Source organism: Pseudoalteromonas sp. HM-SA03 (assembly GCF_002289345.1).
Classification (GTDB): Bacteria; Pseudomonadota; Gammaproteobacteria; order Enterobacterales; family Alteromonadaceae; genus Pseudoalteromonas.
Window position 1 is genome coordinate 1 of record NZ_NSDG01000041.1, and the last position, 17,726, is coordinate 17,726.

Here is a 17,726-nt window from a genome sequence, read left to right on the forward strand (position 1 = left end):
ACCCAAAGATGATATAAGGATCAACATCGGTCTCCGTTTTGCCTGTGTAATAAGTCACGCTCGGTAAATTACCCGCGATTTTGTATGCCTTGTCTCGCTGTACTATAAACACAGCACGATAATGCCTGCCTTGCTTATAATCCCACCATTCTGCTTGAACTTTATGTGGGATCTCAGCTCCCCAAAATACTCCAACTTTCTGAGCATTTCCCCAACAGCAACCTATTGCGCCCGCTGGGGGGGAAAACCTATCATCAAATATCAATTTCACCATCAAATCGCTTTTTTCATACGCAGATATAGCTATATTTAATTTTTCTAGCTCGGTATGTGAAGAGCAACTGCAAAGCAGTATTACTGCCAGTAAAACGGTATAGAACTTATTGAACATCCTTTTCTCCAAGTCGAACATCCCTAGTCTTATTTGTTTTTTATCTTAACTTTGGATTGTGGGCGCTTATCTAATTAAACATCTCATCCGTTAATTCAAAGGACTCCCAAGTCGCCTGTGCCGAGCCGATTTCCTCTAAAATTCGTCCTTCGACGCCATCAAACGGTGCATTAGAAATCCACATTTTTACTTCACCCTTTTCACCAAAACCAAAGATAATATAGGGCTCAAGATCGGTTTCTGTTTCACCTGTGTAATGGGTAATGCTAGGTAAATTACCCGCGATTTTGTATGCCTTGTCACGCTGTACAGTTAACGCTGCACGATAGTGTTTTCCCTGCTTGTAGTCCCACCACTGCGCTTTTACTTTATGTGGAATCTCAGCACCCCAAAACGTACTATTTGCATTAGCATTTCCCCAACAACAGCCTATTGAGCCAGCTGGGGGTGAAAACCTATCATCAAATATCAGTTTCACCATCAAATCGCTTTTTTCATACGCAGATATAGCTATATTTAATTTTTCTAGCTCGGTATGTGAAGNGCTACAAAGCAGTATCACTGCCAGTAAAACGGTATAGAGCTTATTGATCATCCTTTTCTCCAAATTGATTTATTTCCATTTTTATACGCTTTCCACACTTGCACCTGCGGTAGCGCTTTTGCATTATTGTAAAACATTTCCCTTTGTCCATTTTCAGTCACGTACTTTGCTTTTGTTTCCTCACCGTGAGCCAGTTTATCCGTAAATCCCGTAAACCGAGAACTAATATGAATATAATGCTCGTATAACTTCTGCCAAGCTTGGCTTGTTGGCCCAGCTTTAAGCGCTTTTGGTACCAAAGTTTCGACCTCGTTGCTAAGTTCATAGGGGTAGATACTTTGAAGACGCGCCATAGCTCTCAGCGGAACGCCATGTTGAACCGCCTCGTTATACATTTGGTGCAGTCCAAAATGGGCAAGGGTATTATCTATTTTACGCCTCCAAACGGGCCGATATGTGGTGTAAATATCCTTGTCTCTTCCCGAGCGACTAGCGCCATATCTTAGTCTTTTAAAGCGATAGACCATATCCACGTCAATACCTGGCCACTGATATCTCTGTTCAATTGCTAATTTTGCCTGTTGTACTTTTGCTTCATGCTGTGGCTCACCTGAAATGCCACGAATGCGCTTTAAAGGATATTCAATATCAATACTGATAGGGGCATACCCGCCTCCAATATCAGAATGAACGCCTGGCAGATAATCTTCTTTATGGTTAGAAAACAAGCTACCACCTTTATTTTTTAATGAGCTTAGTGGGAATTTATCACGCCGCTCGTCCCAAGCCGTTAAGTGATACACAGCCCCTGCACTGGCTTGATTAAGATCGAGTCTAGCTGCCTTCTCTAACTCATCTTTAGCATACAGTTCACCATGATAATTATCCCCATCCCCTCCTATCGAAGCGACAGTATCGAAAATTCCAACAAAGCGAAATACCACCTCTTTATTCGCTAACTTAGTATCTTGCTTTTCTCTCATTTCATTGATCAGATTAACAAACGCTCTTGCTGCCGCTGCGCCACGGCTAAAACCAAAACAGTCGAGTAACACAGTGCTACATAACTCAATATATTTACCTTTTAAGAAAAAGCTAAATTTAACAAGGGTGTTTACCAATCTCTCATCAAATGAGTAGGCAACGGCTAAATCAATTGTACTATTATCTTCTCCTGCCTTAGTGCCTACGCCTTCGACATAGTGTTTAAAATGAAATTTATCATCCATTTTATACAACTCATGAAGCTTAGCGATATTCGTCGGCTCTTTATCATCAAAGGGGTCCAAAATATCGTTGTACTTGTTGTTGCCTGTACCATCAAAGAAGATCCCGATACTCGGAGGCTCGCTAATAAAATATAGGTGTATATTACCCTCACCTGACACTCTGTGTTTAATCAGCTGCACTCCGCCCTCAGCACCAATCTTAAGTGCTTTTACTTTTTCTATATCAAGTAGGTCTGCATATGGCACATTGTTAAAAAGCACCTGCTCCGGCACACCTAAGATTTTTGCTTTTAGGCTATAGCGACCATCTTCACTCAACTTGCCGAATATCAGAGGCGTTTGTGTTGCCCCTTCAGAGGCTCTGGACAATGTGGGAGTATTAGCACCTTGGATCACAAAACTCACCGCCAACTCCCCTTCCAGCGACACCAATATGCGCTTTTCAGCCACCTCAGGTGATTTATCGACGTTAATCGAGGCCAATACCTGTTCAACCGGTGTTAACGGGTCTAATTGGCTTGCGCCAATGGGCTGATTAGGATCAACCCCACCACTGCTTGTAAAGGCATTGTTTCTAATCTCTGCTTTGAAATAAGACTTGCGTTTAACGATGATTAGCTGCTCTCTAGAACTGGCAGCACTGCCAGACCTTACACTTTGTAAGCCCTTTTTGGTCTTTATAAAAACGCGAGTAAACTCGTCACGCTTAACATGGCGCCAATTATGTCTTTGTCTCAATACTATCCAATCACTGGCATGAGGCTTTAGCTGCGTTCTAATTTCTGACGGTAAATGAGCGGTTGCGGTATGGGGTGGTAAGACTTCCAGCTCATCGATTTGTTGGTCAATCAACCAATTATGTTTTTCTTCCACTATTTTCATCCTTGTTCACCAGAGTTAGTTTTTTATATCATCCTTTCGCATTAAAACAGGCTAACATTTAACCGCCCAATTGGTAAATAAAATTTAATAAAATCGTAAATAAAACGTCTTATGACGATAAGCTTTCAACGTCTAGGTCTTTGCTATATCAGCCGCAAAAGTAATGTGTGAGTTAGCCAAACTTTTTACATCATTTGTCACCCATAAATGATAGGATCGCCGCAATTGTCAGTAATGAGTCAAATTTATGCTTTCGTGTAACAACATCACTATGCAGTTTGGTGCAAAACCACTGTTTGAGAATATTTCCGTTAAGTTTGGTGACGGTAACCGCTACGGCCTAATAGGCGCTAACGGCTGCGGTAAATCCACCTTTATGAAAATCCTAAGCAAAGAGCTAGAGCCAAGTGCAGGTAACGTAAACTACGATCCAAACGAGCGCATCGCTAAGCTAAATCAGGATCAATTTGCCTACGAGCAATATACGGTTGTAGACACAGTGATCATGGGTCATAAAGAGCTGTGGGAAATCAAGCAAGAGCGCGATCGCATTTACTCATTACCAGAAATGAGCGAAGAAGACGGCATGCGTGTTGCCGACCTTGAAACGCAATTTGCTGAAATGGATGGCTATTCCGCTGAAGCAAAAGCCGGTGAATTACTCCTCGGTGTTGGTATTCCAACCGAGCAGCATTATGGCTTGATGTCAGAAGTTGCTCCTGGCTGGAAATTGCGTGTACTACTTGCACAGGTATTATTTGCAGAGCCAGATATCATGCTCTTAGACGAACCAACCAACAACTTGGATATCTATACTATCAAGTGGTTGGAAGACGTATTGAATCAGCGTGATTGTACTATGATCATCATCTCGCACGACCGCCACTTCTTAAACTCAGTGTGTACACACATGGCGGATATCGACTATGGTGAACTGCGAATCTACTCTGGTAATTACGATGAGTACATGTTTGCGGCAACACAAGCTCGCGAGCGCCTGTTGTCAGACAATGCTAAGAAAAAGGCGCAAATCGCTGAGCTACAGCAGTTCGTTTCGCGCTTCTCTGCAAACGCCTCAAAAGCGAAGCAAGCGACATCTCGTGCTAAGCAAATTGACAAGATCCAACTGGAAGAAGTTAAAGCATCAAGTCGTCAAAATCCATTTATTCGCTTTGAGCAGGAAAAGCCGCTATTTCGTAATGCCCTTGAGCTTGAGTCTTTATCACAAGGTTATGAAGAGACGTTATTCTCAAACTTAAACGCACTGGTTGAAGTTGGTGAAAAGGTCGCGATTATCGGTGAAAACGGCGTGGGTAAAACCACCCTCCTCAACACCCTAGCAGGCCGCCAAACACCACTGTCAGGCGCATATAAATGGTCAGAAAACGCCAACATTGGTTACTACGCGCAAGATCATGCTGACGAATTTGAAAAAGACCTCGACCTTTTCCAATGGATGGAGCAGTGGCAGCAACCAGGCGATGATGAGCAAGTTGTACGCGGCTTCCTAGGCCGTATGCTGTTCTCTCAAAACGACATCAAAAAGTCAGTTAAGGTGATCTCAGGTGGTGAACAAGGCCGTATGCTATTTGGTAAAATCATGATGCATAAGCCAAATATCCTACTAATGGACGAACCAACTAACCACATGGATATGGAGTCTATCGAGTCTCTAAACTTGGCACTTGAACAATACGAAGGTACGTTATTTTTCGTATCGCACGACCGCCAATTTGTATCTTCTCTTGCTACGCGTATTTGGGAAATCAAAGACGGACAAATCATTGACTTCCAAGGTACCTATGACGAATACCTTGCGAAAAAAGCAGCCGAAGCGGTATAAGATTAGACTGTAAAGGGCCAAATTGGCCCTTTGTATTTTCTCAAGCACATCGGATCTTTGCCCCCTCACAAACCAGCACAAAAAATAGACAAACCCGCAATTTTACTGTTAGGATTGTTCTCGCAAAAATTGGAATAATAAAAGGGTCGGCTATGGAACGTTTACAGAATATGTATTCGATAATGTTGCTGTCTAAGCTGAAAGCAAGCTTTCCAGAATCGTGCGATATCAATCACCACACTTTTTCACTCCCGCATGTGGATCAACAACTACTCGAAGATGTTGTAACCACTCACCTCAATGAAGGGCTTATCCAAGCGGATGGCCGTGATCAGTATAGTTTAACGACAAAAGCAATTGCACTGTTTGGCGAAGACGAATAACGAAAACAATAACTTAATAACAAAGAAATAAGCGCACCGAAGTGCGCTTCCAAGTTATTAACCTGAGATCAGGTTAACTAGGGACTGTGATGCTATCGTTAGCATCTGCAACCAAAGTGATTTGGTTACCTATGAAATCTACGTCTAAATCCGAAAATACCAGCTAGCAACATAAGGCCGACAAATATCGAACCGCCAGATGAATCAGAGTCTGTCGAGGGTTTATCAGGCACTTGATCAATCAAGGTATTTGCTTTTGGGCTTAGACCTTGAGCTGACTTGGGGTCATCATCCAGCACAGTAATTGCGTTTATGGTTACAAAGTTAGCTGCCCCTGGCTCACTATTGCTATCTTTACACTGTTCATCAGTGAAGTTAACTAATGGCACATTACCACAACGAGGAATTTTTGCTATCGCTTCTAATATTTCCATGCCATCACCAGTCACTTGACCAAAAACTGTGAAGCCACCGTTGTCAACGTCCAAATTTTTACTGTTGTCTACCAAGTTAAAAAACCATTGGCTTGTCGCACTATCAGGTCTATTTGCTACCTTTGCCATTGCAATAGTACCTTTTACGTTAGACCACTCAGGTTCATTTTTTACAGCATCGTAAGTAGCGATGGCGTCAAGAGGCACGTCTCCTTCATATTTGAAGCCACCACCTTGCACAACAAAATCTGGAATAACACGGTGAATTACCGTATCAGAATAACGCCCGTTATCTACGTATTTCAAAAAGTTTGCCACGGTTTTAGGCGTGCTTTCATCAAACAGATTGACCTGAAAGCTACCATGAGAAGTTTGAAATTCGACAATCGTTGCATTAGCAGCAAAGCTTCCCAACAAGGTTGAAGCGAGCAATAGAGAGTTTAGCTTGAACATACTTTTCCACTTGGTTATTTTAATTCTCTTTGCAAACTAGAATAAAAATTTATTTATAAGTCGGCTAGCAATTCATTGCCAGTGGTAACAATTAAGAACATTTGCAGACTTAGATTTACAAAAACCGGTTAGGAACCCACTACATCTTGAGCAAGTTTTAGTCAAACAAACGTAGTTCACCGCATAACTCCTCGGAGTAGACGGTTTATACATGCAACACCTCGCCATTTTTTATATGATGCGCTCGATTATAATTCTAAATCCAGGACAACAAGTATATGAGTAATTCCTCTGAAGCGACGATGGAGATTAATACCGTCAGCGATGGGCGCTGGACCCAACACGACACGCATTGGGTATTAAGTTTATTTGGCACTGCGGTCGGCGCAGGTATTTTATTCTTACCAATTAACATTGGTATTGGTGGTTTTTGGCCACTACTTATCATGACTGTGCTTGCCTTCCCTATGACCTTTTTAGCACACCGAGGATTGGCCCGGTTCGTCCTTTCATCAAAGCAAAAAGATGCCGATTTTACGGATGTAGTAGAAGAGCACTTCGGCGCAGGTGCTGGCCGTTTAATTTCCTTACTTTACTTTTTCTCTATTTTTCCTATTTTGCTTATTTATGGTGTTGGCCTAACCAATACCGTCGACAGCTTTATTGTCAATCAACTTGGCTTTGAATCGCCATCTCGTATTTTACTCTCTGGTTTGCTCGTTGCCGGGATGATTGCCATCATGCTAGGCGGCGAAAAGCTGTTACTGCGCGCTTTTGCTATTTTGGTTTACCCGCTGGTTGGGATATTACTGTTTTTGTCACTCTATTTAGTGCCTAACTGGCAAATGCCAGTGGTAAGCACGCCAGATGTTGCAAGCTTAACCGAATTGCTTTGGCTATCCGTTCCTATCGTAGTATTTTCATTTAGCCATGCAGCCGCCATTTCTAGCTTTGCTAACGTGCAGCGTCGTCACTACAAAAGTGAGGCAGTTCAAAAATCAGAAGCCATTCTTCGTACGACCTCTATTATGTTGATCGTGTTCGTTTTGCTATTCGTATTCTCCTGCGTATTCTCTTTAACACCAGAGCAAATGGAAGAAGCAAAATCGGCGAACGTGTCTGTTTTATCCTATTTAGCTAACGTGTATAACAATCCATTTATTGAAATGCTTGGCCCTCTTGTGGCATTTATCGCGATTACTTCATCTTTCCTAGGCCACTTCCTTGGTGCACGTGAAAGCTTTAACGGCCTTGCAACCAAGCAAACGAGCATGAGCTACAAGCTTGCTGACAAGCTAGGCGTGGTATTTATGTTTGTTGCTATTTGGGTATGCGCCGTATTAAACCCAAGTATTTTGGACATGATGGGGGCTATCTCAGGCCCGATCATTGCGATGATCTTGTTTATCATGCCAACCATTGCCGTGTTTAAAGTACCGGCACTACAAAAATACAAAAGCCACATTGGCACTTACTTTGTACTATTCGTCGGCTTGCTGGCGGTTTCTGCATTACTCTATAACATGTTAGGCTAACCAAAAGGGAGGCATCGCCTCCCTCATCTCCCTTTCTTTCTTGTTGCTTATCCTCATGGCAGTCCAACCTATATATAGTACTAGTTTTCAGTGCATTGAATGAACCACCACAGCCCAAAGACGGACTTTGGCTTTGCTTGTCTTCGTGGCAGTCCAACCTATATTATGGTAGTTTTCAGTGTCTTAAATTGAATACTATAACCAAACAATGAATTTTGACTTTCCACCAGCAATTAACGAAGAAATCACAGCGCTAATCAATCAAGTGCATAACCTACCTGTGCACGAGCAAACGCTGTTGAGTGTGCTGGCGGTAGTTTATAAACCCGTTTCAGCAATCAAACTCAAACGCCTAGTTCAAGCACTCGTGGCAAAAGAGATCATCCCTGAAAATGACTTTGAACAAGGTGTAAGTCATAGCCAAATTATGAAATGGCGCTCAGACGGGTTAGTGACTTTTAACGAAGATGGAGTGCAAATAAACCTAAAGCTCGCGACCAGTTTAAGCCATCGAGTCATGGCTGACGGCCAGTTTTTAGCAATCCTTAACGCTGCTGAAGAGTTTATCCCTGTACTGAATGCTTATGAATGGGAGCGCCAAGTTGCCGATGAACAGCGACTCATTCGAGACTTTTTATTTATCAACCAACTACCAAAAGCCCGCAATCATTTAGGACTGGCGAAAGACCCACAGGCGGTGTGTCATAAGAGCAACCAAGTGTTATTACCACTGTATTTTTATCCTTTTTCAGTTGAAGGGTTTTCGGCGCTTGCTGATGACTTGCAATATCAAGCTTTTGCAACTTTGCTCTATACCTTACTACAGGGTGGTCACAGCATCAGTTATGCACTTGAAATACTCACACAGGTTCAAGCCAAGACACTGAGCCCGCTACTGACCTGCTTATTAGCAGAATATCAAATCTATACCCTACAATTGGATAAGGCTCAGGCGTTGGTAGCCAATATCCAAACCGCTTATAGTGCACAAATTATGGCGAGCATTGCTTTTTTACAACAACACGACAACCTTATCGTTTGTTTTGAACAAGCACTAAAAGCCAAAGACAAAATCACCAAACGTAAAAAACAGTACCTAGGTAGAACACTGGGTTTGTTTCATAAGTTGGCGTTATTGCAGCAAGCCAATAGCCATGATGCCGCATTATTTGACACCCTCTCTCAACAGCTTGAGTTTGAAAGCCAAGACAGCAAAGCCCCTTATAATAACTTCTTTGCCAATAACGTGCTGTTATACTGCGCAGAGAGCTTGTCGCAAAACAGTAGCTACAGCAGCGCCCATTTAAATTATTCAAGTCTGAAGAAATCTCATGTTTTTGACTATTCCTTAGGTCGCTTACTCGACTGCTTTGCACACTTCTGGTGTAATCAGAGCTTAGATGCCAAAGCGCTTGCCAGTCTCGACGACTGCATCGCAATTTTTGAGCGCCTCTCTTTACCTCTTTTTGCTGGGCTTGCAAAGCAGTTGATGCTGGCAATGCACGGTGAGCAATATCCGCTTGCGTTTAATCCCGAGCTAAATGTTAGTCATCTTGTTGCCAAAAAGACGGCGTGGGATCTGGCACTGGACAAGCTTATTGCGCTCAACCCGAACGCAAATACCAGCCAAGAAGTTGACGAACAATTTCGCCTGATTTGGCAAATTAGGCAAGGTCGCTTTGATATTGAGTTTTTAGCACGCGAGCAAAAGCGGGGTAAAACAGGCTGGGGAAAAGGTAAGCCAATTTCCTGCAAACAACTGAAACAGCACCCAGAGCAATTTAGTTATGTCAGCCAATCTGATAAAAAGCTGATCGATGCCATCGCACCACAGTCAGGTTATGGCTACAATGGTCGTGCGGACTACACCCTTGCTGGAATTCCAGCGTTAAAAGCCGCAGTCGGCGCCACCAACCTATACCATGAAGAAGACTTAAAACAAGCCATTACCATTGCCGAGAAATCTCCCGAGTTACACATCCGTCAACATGGCGACGATCTGCTACTCTCTATTCCTAATTTACCCAGCTATTTTGGTCAACCGCAAACCTACTCATTTACTCAGCAAGCTGAGCATCACTACGAGTTTATTGTGTTTAACCAGTCACATATACAGGTCGCTGAGATTATTGGCGAGTCTGGATTAACCGTGCCTACCAGTGCAAAACAAAAGGTGCTATCGAGTATTAAAGCCATCGCACCTTATCTTAATGTACAGTCTGATTTAGCTGATATAGATACTGGGCTGGATAGTATCGAAGCGCAATCGGCGCTTGTTATTAACATTCAACCTTATCATCAAGGCCTCGATTTTCACTGCGTGGTCATGCCCTTTGGCGAAAAAGGGCCGATTTTTCATCCAGGACACGGTATTGCCACTGTCAGCGCCGAAATTGATGGTAAGCGCTTATCCACCACCCGAAACTTGTTACTTGAGCAGCAAAGATTGGATGAGTTAGATACGCACTGTCCGCTATTTTTGGAGATGACGGATAATCGCTTAAGTTTAGCCGAAATGGATGAAGCGCTAGAGGTGCTGCAAGAACTTGAGCTGGTGATTAATCAAGAGCCTTGCCCTATGGCACTCAAGCTCAGATGGCCTAAAGGCAAAAAGGTTAAGCTCAGTAGCAAGCTCGAAAGCCAACATTTGCAACTTGCCATGAGCAAGAAAAATGAATGGTTCGACATGACCGGCGAGCTACAAGTAAATAATGACCAAGTTATCGAACTTAAACAGCTTCTAAAAATGGTTGCCACCAGCAATGGCCGCTTTATTGCGCTGGACGGTGAGCAAGTACTCGCGCTTTCAAGTGACTTAAAAGCGCAACTTGACCAGCTCAATAACGCGACCGAGGGCGGAAAGTTTCACCCGTTAGCCGCGCCTTTAATTGCTGAAGCCACCACAGGAATGCGGATGAAAACCTTGCCGGCTTGGGAAGAGCAAAACGAAAAAATGCAGCAAGCCGTTGCATTAACTCCAGCGCTTCCTTCAACATTACAAGCCGAGCTGCGCGACTACCAGCAGGCGGGCTTTGACTGGGCAATGAGACTTGCCCATTGGGGTGCAGGTGCGTGCCTTGCCGATGATATGGGATTGGGTAAAACCATCCAAGCGCTGGCGATGATATTGGCCCGTGCCAATGTCGGCCCGACGCTTGTCATCGCGCCAACATCGGTCTGCTTCAACTGGCAACAGGAAATCCAAAAGTTCGCTCCAACCTTGTCGGTGAAACTCTTTTCTGACTATCCACATTCTGATGCTAGAGCCGAGATGCTGAGCAACTTGCAACCACTGGATTGTGTGATATTAAGTTATGGTCTACTACAGCGCGAAGTTGATATCTTAAAGCCTATCGCTTTTGAAACCATTGTCGCCGATGAAGCCCAAGCGCTAAAAAATCCTTTAGCAAAACGTACTCAAGCCGCGTGCGCGCTCAAAGGCAAATTTAAGCTGATCACCACAGGGACCCCAATAGAAAATAACCTCACCGAGCTTTGGTCACTCTTTCGTTTTGTAAACCCAGGATTGCTCGGTAACCTCAAACGCTTTAGCGAAAAGTTTTCCGCTCCCATTGAAAACGCCAATGAAGATAAGCTCGCAGCACACCGTGCCCGTAAAGGCCTCAAACACCTGATCCAGCCTTTTATTCTGCGCCGTATGAAGCATCAGGTATTAACTGAATTGCCACCACGCACTGAGATCAATGTACCAATTCAATTGAGCCAAGAAGAACAAACCTTTTACGAAGCGCTGCGCCAAAATGCCATTGACGAAATTTCACAGTCAACACAGCAAGACAGTGCCAATGAACAACGCTTTAAAATGCTGGCAGCGCTAACCCGCTTGCGCCAAGCCTGTTGTCATCCAAAACTGTTAATGGCAGAAAGTCAGATAACCAGCTCGAAATTAGCGGCATTGGATGAGCTTCTGACCGAGCTGCAAGAGAACAATCACAAGGCACTTATATTCAGTCAGTTTGTAGGCCATTTGCAACTTATCAAAGCTCGCTTGGAAAAACGCGGGATCAGGTTTCAATATTTAGATGGCAGCACCCCAAGCAAAGCACGTCAGCAGGCCGTGAATGCCTTTCAAAAAGGTGAAGGCGAGGTATTTTTAATAAGCCTCAAAGCCGGAGGCTCTGGTTTGAACCTTACCGCTGCAGATTATGTTATTCACATGGATCCTTGGTGGAATCCTGCGGTTGAAGAGCAAGCGTCAGACCGCGCACATAGAATGGGACAAACACGCCCCGTTACTATTTATCGCTTAATTGCCAAAGGCACGATTGAAGAGCAAATTGTCGAGCTCCATCACCATAAAAAAGACCTCGCGGATCAATTGCTCGCGAACACCGACAAAGTGATGAAGCTAGACGTAAACGATGTGCTATCCATGCTCAAGGAGACGCTGTAATACAAATCTCTGGCGCGCGATAAGGTAAATCTAACAGCGAAAAATAGTTTTGACCTAAGGCGATCCGGCGAAAAGCATTGTCGTCAAGAGAGGCAAGAATTCGGCTATTGATATCAACTTCCTCTAAATAATCGAAAAAGCGTTTATTTTTACTGGCGACGAAATCACTGCCCGGCAAAAAGCGCTCAGCATGGGCATTAATAAATTCAACATACTGTCCCTGAATTTTCGGGTCGCTAAAATAATAGTCGTACAAAATTCGCCATGACAGATCGGCCTTTAGGTTTTTATATTGGGAGAATAACCGCTCCATGGTGTTTATGTGTAGCTCCGGATCAATTTGGCTTAGCTCTTTTGATACTCCCATGTGCATCCAAATAATATCGTTTTCTGGGTAGCGCTTTAGCACTTCCTCAAGCAAAGGTAAGTATTTAAGTGGCGTGTTGTTATCGCCTAAGTCAGCGTGCAGAGCAAGCGGAATACGCTTTTCTTTCAGCACAGCCATAAATGGCTGCCACTTGGCGATAGTCTCTTTTTCTACCGCTTGATGCCCATTACCAAAATGCGCTGCTTTAACTAAATTCACTTCTCCCATCCAACGAAATAAGTCACCAAACTCGCCTTCAAGTAGTGCCATTTTTGGCAAAATAGTCTCTGGTTTGTGTAAGTCAGCAAAGGTCATAGACAAGGTAATATGCACGTTATCTGCGCCATATTTAAGATAACTGCTCGCATTTTTAAAGTCATTTTGAATGCTGGGTGAAATCAACTGACTGTAGCACCCACGCTCACCAAAGCAATCAGGCTTTCGCTCGTAGGTTTGACCAATGCCATAAACGTTGACAAACACCACTCCCGCACGCTCTGCCCAAGTAACGAGCTTATCAAATGGCACCGCATCTCCCCGAAATGGCTGAAAATGGTGATGAGAATCAACGGCAAAATAACTAGATTGCGCCTTGCGGTCGTAGCACTGAGTATTATCTACACTAAAAGTTGCTAGCGTGCGTGTGCCAGTGGCTGACACACTTTGGCAACCAGCCAGTAAAACGGCACAGCTCATAGCAATAACACTTTGTTTTACATTCATTTTTATTATCTACTGAGTCTCCTTTACCAAGGTACTTTACCACGGATAATGTCCTTGTACATGACCCAGTCACCCATCAAGCTATACAGTGGATATTGAAATGTCGCAGGCTTATTTTTTTCAAAAAAGAAATGCCCCACCCAAGCAAAACCATAACCCGCGATTGGCAACAACCATAGTAAAGACCAATATGCAAAAACCAGCGCAAAGAGCAAAACCAAGAGCACTAAGGTTGAGCCAATAAAATGCAAGCGACGACAGGTTTTGTTTTTGTGCTCCGCGAGATAATAAGGGTAAAACGATGCAAAAGAATTGAACTCTTTGTTATTATTTTTGGTCATGAGAGTATGCGATTCGTTATTCGACTGTAATACTCAGCATAGTGCAAAGTATTTACGTTGAAAATAAAAAAGGAATGAGCGTGGCAACAGGCTCAAAAACAGTATGTTGAAACCCCTAATGATGATCACCGCTGCTATGCTGCTCCAAGCTTGCAACGACACCGCCCCAACTACAAAATCAGAGGCAACGATGAATGCACAAAGTAACATTCAATGCAGTGTGAGTAAGGGTTCCGACTCAGGTATGACCTACCCCATTAATTTCACTTTTACCAACGCAGGCCATAATGATGAAAAGTTTCTAATTTGGCATACCCCTTTTGAAGGCTGGTGGAGCCAATTTTTAGAGGTAACACAAAATGGTAAGTCGCTTAATTATCAAGGACCCATGGCGAAACGACTCGCGCCGACAGCCAATGAATTTATGACCCTAAATGCTGGGCAAAGTAAAAGCGTAGAATTAGATTTAGCACTGGCTTATGAGATAAACACCGCACAGCCCATTACCATCACCTATCAAAATCAGCTAAGCCATGCTAATGCATTAAAAGCGTCATGTAGTACGGTATTAGAATAAAACCGATATCAGCACCGTGTCTCGGCTTGTAGGTCGGCTTTCAAGCCGACAACCCAACTAACCCACAACCCACTACAAAAACCACAACCCCAACATCAAGGTCTTGAAATTTGGATCACGACTCGACGGTTCTTACCGCGACCAATGGCGTTGTCGTTGGTATCAATATGGCGTTTTTCGCCAAAGCCATCAGTCATAATCTTATTCTCTTCAACCCCTAAGCTCGCCATATATGATTTAATCGCCTCGGCACGTTTCTTTGACAATCTCAGGTTGGTATCACGGCCACCGTAACTATCGCTATAGGCCGAAATATAAATTTGCTCAATTTTCGGGTCATTTTTAAGATATTCGCCGATCATATCTAAGCGTTTGCGTGACGACTTTGTCAGTTCGCTGGAATTTTTCTTGTAATTCATCACCGTAAAAGCAATGTCTTCAAAGCTATATGGCAACAAGTTATCGCGACATTGTAAGAACGCCCAATATGCCTGTTTAAAGTTCACTGATGACAATGAAACTGAGATTTTATCTACGTCGTTGTGCCAATCTTTATAATAAAAAGTGGGAAAGTAGCCCTTTTCAAGCTCAGTCAGCAACTGCCACGCGACGTCATTTTCAAGTTCACCGTCAAATTTTTTCAGTAATTTCATTTGCCCGATGCTTCTTGCCGGTTTGCCGGCTCGCCAAAGCGGTGGCACCGATTCAAGTCCTGCAAAATCGTAACTTTCAGGACGTACCATCATATCAAGGTTAAAGGTTAAGTCTTTATTTTTACTGGCATTACTTGAAAATATAGCTTCACCGTAATACGGAACTTCATGATTAAGCGCACAACTCAAGCGATTGTTTTGGTCAACATTCCAATGTGATGAATCAGCTTCGGCAGCGTATTGCCGCATTGCAGCCTCGCTATTAAAGGTAATGGCGCATAACGATATACCAACCCAACCTACTGATTTATATAACTTGATCACCCCACACCTCACAACATCAACCATTAATCTACATGCGCTCAACACGCCAAAAACTAGAGCTTATCTCTACCAATTCGCGCTATTTAGAGTTAAGCAATAAATGTACCATACTAAGCGCTCTCAAGCTGCTCGCTTCTTGTCGAGGTATCAGTATAATAGGCCGCTAAATTTCACAAACCAAGAAGATTATGTCTGATACCGAGCAAACGCTATTTTCAAAACGCTTTCGCGGCTTCTTTCCTGTAGTTATCGACGTGGAAACCGCTGGCTTTAATAAAGATACTGACGCCCTACTAGAAATTGCCGTCAGTATGTTAAAAATGGACGATGACGGGGTATTAAGCTTAGATCAGACAGTACACTTTCATGTTGCGCCTTTTGAAGGCGCAAATATTGAGCAAGCTGCGATTGACTTTAATGGCATTGATCCATTTTCACCCCTTAGAGGCGCAGTTGCAGAAGATGAAGTGCTGAAAGAAATTTGCAAAGCCGTGCGTAAAGCCCAAAAAGCCGCAGGCTGCCAGCGTTCCGTTGTCGTCGCCCATAATGCCGCTTTTGATCACGGCTTTTTAAATGCAGCGATTGAGCGTAACAAGATAAAACGTACGCCTTTTCACCCGTTTGTCAGCTTTGATACCACTTCACTTGCTGGGCTTGCTCTAGGCCAAACTGTGCTTGCAAAGGCATGCCGTGCGGCAGGCATTGAGTTCGATAACAGCCAAGCACATAGCGCACTTTACGACACAGAGCGCACCGCTGAGCTCTTTTGCTATATAGTCAACAAGTGGCAAGCATTAGGTGGCTGGCCATTACCTGAACCAGAATCTGAGTCAACAACCGAGACCGACACCGACACCGAATAATAAAAATGCCAGCAAATTCAGCTGGCATTTTTATAGGTCTTCGTTCTACGCTATTTCCGCGGTTTTGGCCGTCGTAAACTGTTGCATAATTTTACCTTCATGTAATTTAACGAAATTAGGCGGGTAAATTCGCGAAAACAGTTTAGTGTCTTTCGCTATTTTCACTTCGGTTCCGGGGTGCATCAGCTCATTGACAGTGACTCGACTCAAGCGTGCTAACCGATGTATTTTTTGCTGTATTAACCGGATATTACGCTGGTTACGGCCATAATGTTTGTTGATCTGCGCTTCGCTATGCTGCAACTTGGCAAGATACGCCTCTCGCTTTTGAGATAGCGGTGACGTCTGCGCTTTATTCATCGCACGCTTAATATCAATTACCTTGGAGGCTAGCATCTTTTCTAGCTCTACCAGCTCGCGGTGCTTCTCGTGCAAACTGTCCCAGTCTTGGGCTAATAAAATACGTGTTCTTGTGCCAGATGGTGCCCCAAGTTCACCCGTTTCTATACGCATGGCGTCCAAAACATTACCGCCAACTAATTTACCTCTTGGGGTCTCACCTTTACCTACTTTTATTAAACGTTTGGAGGCTAAATCACAATGCAGAGCTTGACGTTCAATCAAAATGTCTTGCTCACTCTCAATGTGACAATATTGCGCATAACCTAAAGAAACACTGCGCTTTGCTTTAATTGAACATGAAAAAGGTTCACCTTCGGTGCGTTTTCGGCCAATAGTACCAAGCATAACCGTAACTGCGCTGCCGCTTTCAAGAATAGCCGACTCCACAAAACCAATAACGGTAATATCTCCTGAAGCCTTAACGTGCATTCCATCTTTGATATCACCACTTACAATCACACTACCATCAAACTCAACATGCCCTGTCGTCACATCAATGTTTTCGTAGCATAGTACATCATCAACGCGCATACCACGAGGAACTGCTACTGGCACACCTTTTGAATCGGCAATTAATAAGTTTTTGTCATTAGGGTCAAGCTTGGTGCCTTCTGACACCTCTAGTGGCGCATCTTTACCCGGTTTTGGATCAATCACATCACCAAACACGGTATAACCTGGCTCACCTTCAGTTGGCGGGACTTTTTTCATCAATGGGCTACCCGGTTTTACGGTGATGATAGCGCCTAAATTACGCATATCGACTTTGCCACCACTCGACTCTTGTGGGCTAAGCACTCTATCTTGTGCTGTCATACACAAACGCACAAAACGCGCGTCGCTACCATCTTTGGCACGTTGTCCATGTGCGACAATACCGCTGTAGGTGTGTCCAGAAGGGAGTTCTAACTGCTGACCGAGCAGATTATCGAGCGCTTTACCACTGACACCCTTTTTAATGCCCGCTTGTTTTAATGCGTGTTTGGCTTTGTTCATACAAACCAACTTACCGCCTCGGGCTGTGGTTACTCTCGCTTCGGCAAGCATATTACCTTCTTCAATACGCACAGAAATAGACGCATCGATAGCGCGAGCCACAATTAACGAGTCCTGCTCAGGTGCCTCACTAGCGGAAAATAATTGGCCGATATTGGCATGAATGATCTCAAAATCCGCATATGGCGACTCTTCAATCATCTCAATCAATTGAGACGAGCTCGCCGGAAATCCGGATTCCACTGGATGAGAGAGCAAGTAGACATAGCCCTCATCCTCATCAAAACGAAATAATGACATTCATCAACCCTGAAATATATGCACGATCTTATTGTTATGGTGTTATTTTTAATGCAGCAAACTTATTTGAGC

General features: G+C 43.7%; 14 protein-coding genes. 6 read left to right on the forward strand and 8 right to left on the reverse strand.

What is annotated here, in order from left to right; translation table 11 throughout:
- The 3 genes from CKO50_RS07850 to CKO50_RS07860 all read right to left on the reverse strand — a co-directional run.
- The coding region (locus tag CKO50_RS07850; protein WP_095727706.1) for a hypothetical protein at positions 1-391 on the reverse strand (391 nt) is incomplete at its 3' end.
- Positions 392-461: 70 nt separating this feature from the next.
- On the reverse strand, positions 462-986 hold the full coding sequence (locus tag CKO50_RS07855) for a hypothetical protein (RefSeq protein ID WP_095727707.1): 525 nt from the start codon (positions 984-986) through the stop codon (positions 462-464).
- Entirely contained in the window at positions 983-3,046 is a 2,064-nt protein-coding gene (locus tag CKO50_RS07860) for a DUF2235 domain-containing protein (protein WP_095727708.1), read from the reverse strand. Before CKO50_RS07860 ends, CKO50_RS07855 begins: the two co-directional genes overlap by 4 nt.
- Before the next feature lie 247 nt (positions 3,047-3,293).
- Here CKO50_RS07860 and CKO50_RS07865 point away from each other — a divergent pair, with 247 nt between their 5' ends.
- Both CKO50_RS07865 and CKO50_RS07870 read left to right on the forward strand, forming a co-directional pair.
- A complete protein-coding gene (locus CKO50_RS07865) occupies positions 3,294-4,889 on the forward strand; it encodes an ABC-F family ATPase (protein WP_095727709.1) in 1,596 nt (531 codons plus the stop codon).
- A 152-nt stretch (positions 4,890-5,041) separates the two neighbouring features.
- Complete coding sequence (locus tag CKO50_RS07870; protein WP_039492375.1) at positions 5,042-5,272, forward strand: hypothetical protein; 231 nt, start codon at positions 5,042-5,044, stop codon at positions 5,270-5,272.
- A gap of 125 nt (positions 5,273-5,397) precedes the next feature.
- On the opposite strand, the gene CKO50_RS07875 is transcribed toward CKO50_RS07870, so the two are convergent.
- Complete coding sequence (locus CKO50_RS07875; protein WP_095727710.1) at positions 5,398-6,159, reverse strand: peptidylprolyl isomerase; 762 nt, start codon at positions 6,157-6,159, stop codon at positions 5,398-5,400.
- A gap of 278 nt (positions 6,160-6,437) precedes the next feature.
- Between CKO50_RS07875 and CKO50_RS07880 the strand changes: the two genes are divergently transcribed.
- The gene (locus tag CKO50_RS07880) at positions 6,438-7,694 is read left to right on the forward strand and encodes an aromatic amino acid transport family protein (protein WP_095727711.1); all 1,257 of its coding nucleotides are present in this window, start codon (positions 6,438-6,440) and stop codon (positions 7,692-7,694) included.
- A gap of 208 nt (positions 7,695-7,902) precedes the next feature.
- Positions 7,903-12,108, forward strand: coding sequence for a DEAD/DEAH box helicase (locus CKO50_RS07885; protein ID WP_095727712.1), 4,206 nt, complete (start codon positions 7,903-7,905; stop codon positions 12,106-12,108).
- On the opposite strand, the gene CKO50_RS07890 is transcribed toward CKO50_RS07885, so the two are convergent.
- Complete coding sequence (locus CKO50_RS07890; protein WP_095727713.1) at positions 12,092-13,198, reverse strand: amidohydrolase family protein; 1,107 nt, start codon at positions 13,196-13,198, stop codon at positions 12,092-12,094. The genes CKO50_RS07885 and CKO50_RS07890 overlap by 17 nt on opposite strands.
- Positions 13,199-13,221: 23 nt before the next feature.
- Positions 13,222-13,539, reverse strand: a complete 318-nt coding sequence (locus CKO50_RS07895) for a DUF962 domain-containing protein (RefSeq protein ID WP_095727714.1) — start codon at positions 13,537-13,539, stop codon at positions 13,222-13,224.
- A 118-nt stretch (positions 13,540-13,657) separates the two neighbouring features.
- On the opposite strand from CKO50_RS07895, the gene CKO50_RS07900 reads away from it, so the two are divergent.
- Positions 13,658-14,116: a DUF5067 domain-containing protein gene (locus CKO50_RS07900; protein ID WP_255229476.1), complete on the forward strand. Its 459-nt coding sequence runs from the start codon at positions 13,658-13,660 to the stop codon at positions 14,114-14,116.
- Positions 14,117-14,211: 95 nt separating this feature from the next.
- Here the strand turns inward: CKO50_RS07900 and CKO50_RS07905 are convergent, their stop codons facing one another.
- Positions 14,212-15,117, reverse strand: coding sequence for an OmpA family protein (locus tag CKO50_RS07905; protein WP_010375438.1), 906 nt, complete (start codon positions 15,115-15,117; stop codon positions 14,212-14,214).
- 164 nt (positions 15,118-15,281) lie between these two features.
- Between CKO50_RS07905 and rnt the strand changes: the two genes are divergently transcribed.
- Positions 15,282-15,956 (forward strand): ribonuclease T, encoded by a 675-nt coding sequence (gene rnt / locus CKO50_RS07910; RefSeq protein ID WP_095727716.1) that lies wholly within the window; start codon positions 15,282-15,284, stop codon positions 15,954-15,956.
- Positions 15,957-16,001: 45 nt separating this feature from the next.
- Here the strand turns inward: rnt and CKO50_RS07915 are convergent, their stop codons facing one another.
- A complete protein-coding gene (locus tag CKO50_RS07915) occupies positions 16,002-17,654 on the reverse strand; it encodes a DUF342 domain-containing protein (RefSeq protein ID WP_095727717.1) in 1,653 nt (550 codons plus the stop codon).
- Positions 17,655-17,726: the final 72 nt, after the last annotated feature.

Excerpts from the sequence above, each read along its gene's own strand:
- CKO50_RS07880 (WP_095727711.1), top strand. The coding sequence starts at position 6,438 with ATGAGTAATTCCTCTGAAGCGACGATGGAGATTAATACCGTCAGCGAT.
- CKO50_RS07890 (WP_095727713.1), bottom strand. The coding sequence starts at position 13,198 with ATGAATGTAAAACAAAGTGTTATTGCTATGAGCTGTGCCGTTTTACTG.
- CKO50_RS07875 (WP_095727710.1), bottom strand. The coding sequence starts at position 6,159 with ATGTTCAAGCTAAACTCTCTATTGCTCGCTTCAACCTTGTTGGGAAGC.
- CKO50_RS07915 (WP_095727717.1), bottom strand. The coding sequence starts at position 17,654 with ATGTCATTATTTCGTTTTGATGAGGATGAGGGCTATGTCTACTTGCTC.
- CKO50_RS07895 (WP_095727714.1), bottom strand. The coding sequence starts at position 13,539 with ATGACCAAAAATAATAACAAAGAGTTCAATTCTTTTGCATCGTTTTAC.
- CKO50_RS07870 (WP_039492375.1), top strand. The coding sequence starts at position 5,042 with ATGGAACGTTTACAGAATATGTATTCGATAATGTTGCTGTCTAAGCTG.
- CKO50_RS07865 (WP_095727709.1), top strand. The coding sequence starts at position 3,294 with ATGCTTTCGTGTAACAACATCACTATGCAGTTTGGTGCAAAACCACTG.
- CKO50_RS07900 (WP_255229476.1), top strand. The coding sequence starts at position 13,658 with ATGATGATCACCGCTGCTATGCTGCTCCAAGCTTGCAACGACACCGCC.
- CKO50_RS07885 (WP_095727712.1), top strand. The coding sequence starts at position 7,903 with ATGAATTTTGACTTTCCACCAGCAATTAACGAAGAAATCACAGCGCTA.
- CKO50_RS07860 (WP_095727708.1), bottom strand. The coding sequence starts at position 3,046 with ATGAAAATAGTGGAAGAAAAACATAATTGGTTGATTGACCAACAAATC.
- CKO50_RS07905 (WP_010375438.1), bottom strand. The coding sequence starts at position 15,117 with ATGGTTGATGTTGTGAGGTGTGGGGTGATCAAGTTATATAAATCAGTA.
- rnt (WP_095727716.1), top strand. The coding sequence starts at position 15,282 with ATGTCTGATACCGAGCAAACGCTATTTTCAAAACGCTTTCGCGGCTTC.